Here is a 2,220-nt window from a genome sequence, read left to right on the forward strand (position 1 = left end):
GCGCGGAGACGGCTGATCGCGTCGGTGCCGAACCACGAGACGACCGCGGCCACGACGAGCGTGATCAGCCACGTCAGCGCATTCGCCTCGCCCAGGCCCGTCCACGTGCAGATGCCGTACGCCACCGCCGCCACCGCACCCGCGATCGAGGGAGCGAGCGTGACGCCGCGCGTCGTGCGGCGGGGCAGCGCGAAGTGGATGCCGACGCCGATCGCGACAGCGGCGACGAGCGCGAGCAGGATGTACACGGCGTCAGGCGACGAAGCCGACGCGGCGGGTCTCCTCGCTGCCGACCTCGACGAACGCGAGGTTCGCGGTCGGGACGATGTAGGAGTTGCCCTTGACGTCCGTGAAGGACAGGTGGCTCTGACCGCTGTCGAGGGCGGCGGCGATGGCGGTCTTGACGGCCTCGGCGCTGTCCGACGATTCGAAGCTGAGCTCGCGGCCGGTGTTGGTGATGCCGATGCGGATGTCCACGGGTGACTGCCTTTCGTCGCGCCAGAAGCCCTCAGCGGGCCGTGCGTCAACTCTATGGCAGGCGGCCGACACGACAGGCGGCTGAACGCTGAGGGCGAACGCGCGCGCCGCGTCGCCGGCGTGGAAGACGACGGGACGAGACTGGATCCATGTCGGAGGCGATCGTGAAGTCGGATCCGCACGCCCCGGACGGGTTCTTCGAGTCGGAGGCGGCGGGACTGCGCTGGCTCTCGTGCGCGGGTGGCGCTCGGATCGCACGGGTGCTGTCCGTGTCGCCGGGACGCATCGAGCTGGAGCGGGTCGGGACCACCCGGCCCACGGCGGACGCGGCCCGCCGGTTCGGCGCGTCGCTAGCTCGCACCCACGATGCGGGCGCGGCCGCTTTCGGCGCCCCGCCCGACGGGTGGGGCGGGCCGGGGTTCATCGGGCGCCGGCCGCAGGCGTACGCGCACGAGGAAAGCTGGGGCGCGTTCTACGCGCGCGACAGGGTGCTGCCGTTCGTCGACATCGCGGTCGCGGCCGGGAACCTCGACAGCGACGAGGCCGAGCTCGTGCGCCGCGCGTGCCTCCCGATCGCAGCGGGCGACTTCGACGACGACGAGCCGCCGGCGAGGATCCACGGCGACCTGTGGGCGGGAAACGTGCTGTTCTCGGCCGAGGGCGTGGTGCTGATCGACCCGGCCGCGCACGGCGGGCACCGGGAGACCGATCTCGCGATGCTCGCACTGTTCGGCACGCCGCATCTCGACGAGATCCTCGAGGGGTATCGGCGGCAGCACCCGTTGCGGAGCGGCTGGCGCGACCGCATGCCGCTGCACCAGCTGCATCCGCTCGCGGTGCATGCGGCAGGTCATGGGCGGGCGTACGGCGTCGAGCTCGTCCGCGCCGCGCGAGCCGTGCTCGCCGCGGCAGGGGAGACGGGCGATGTCGGCGGCCGCGCTTAGCGTGGATGACATGACCTCACCCGCCTGGGACGCCGGACAGGCGGCTGTGCTCGCGCTGCCGCCCGAGACCTCGGGCACGGTTGTCGGCGCGCCCGGAACGGGAAAGACCGCCGTGCTCGTCGAGCGCGTCGCTCGGCTGATCGACGCGGGCCTCGCCGCCGACGAGGTCGTGGTGCTCACGCCCACGCGCGCGTCGGCGACGCGCCTGCGTGACGAGCTCGGCGTGCGCGTGCGGATCGCGACCCCCGGGCCGCTGGCGCGATCGATCGGATCCTTCGCGTTCCAGGTCGTGCGCGCAGAGGCGGTGCGGCGCGGCGACGCGCCGCCGAAGCTGCTGACGGGCGCGGATCAGGATCGGATCGTCGCGGACATCCTGGCGGGCGACGCGGAGGACGAGCGCGACGGCGTCGTCCGCTGGCCCGCGCATCTCGGGGCGCACGTGCGAGCGTCGAAGGACTTCCGCTCGGAGCTGCGCGCGTTCCTCAGCGAGCTCGTCGAGCTCGGCGTGGAGCCCGACGAGCTCGAGTCGCTCGGTGTGAACGCCTGGACGGCCGTCGCGGGCTTCGTACGCGACTACCGCGCGGTGCTGGCCGGCATGCGCGCCGCGCACCGCGACGTCTCGCAGCTGTACGCCGAGGCGGCCGATGCTCTGCGCACGGGCGCCGTGATCGCCGGCCTCGAGCACCTGCGCGTCGTACTGATCGACGACGCGCAGGAGCTCACGCGCGGCGGGATCGCGGTGGTCGAGGCCCTGCGCGCCCGCGGTGTCGCGGTGCTCGCGTTCGGCGATCCCGACATC

At 73.3% G+C, this 2,220-nt stretch carries 4 protein-coding genes; 2 read left to right on the forward strand and 2 right to left on the reverse strand.

Going from position 1 to position 2,220, the window contains the following annotated elements; all coding sequences use genetic code 11:
* The coding region (locus RIF89_RS14290) for a hypothetical protein (RefSeq protein ID WP_309069742.1) at positions 1 to 248 on the reverse strand (248 nt) is incomplete at its 3' end.
* 4 nt (positions 249 to 252) lie between these two features.
* The gene (locus RIF89_RS14295; protein WP_309069743.1) at positions 253 to 477 is read right to left on the reverse strand and encodes a DUF3107 domain-containing protein; all 225 of its coding nucleotides are present in this window, start codon (positions 475 to 477) and stop codon (positions 253 to 255) included.
* A 149-nt stretch (positions 478 to 626) separates the two neighbouring features.
* On the opposite strand from RIF89_RS14295, the gene RIF89_RS14300 reads away from it, so the two are divergent.
* On the forward strand, positions 627 to 1,421 hold the full coding sequence (locus tag RIF89_RS14300) for a fructosamine kinase family protein (RefSeq protein ID WP_309069744.1): 795 nt from the start codon (positions 627 to 629) through the stop codon (positions 1,419 to 1,421).
* A gap of 10 nt (positions 1,422 to 1,431) precedes the next feature.
* The coding region (locus RIF89_RS14305) for a UvrD-helicase domain-containing protein (RefSeq protein WP_309069745.1) at positions 1,432 to 2,220 on the forward strand (789 nt) is incomplete at its 3' end.

Source organism: Microbacterium sp. (genome assembly GCF_031178525.1).
Taxonomy (GTDB): Bacteria; Actinomycetota; Actinomycetes; order Actinomycetales; family Microbacteriaceae; genus Microbacterium.

What these genes read in the sequence shown, in the direction of transcription:
- RIF89_RS14300 (WP_309069744.1), top strand. Translation starts at nt 627, where the DNA reads ATGTCGGAGGCGATCGTGAAGTCGGATCCGCACGCCCCGGACGGGTTC.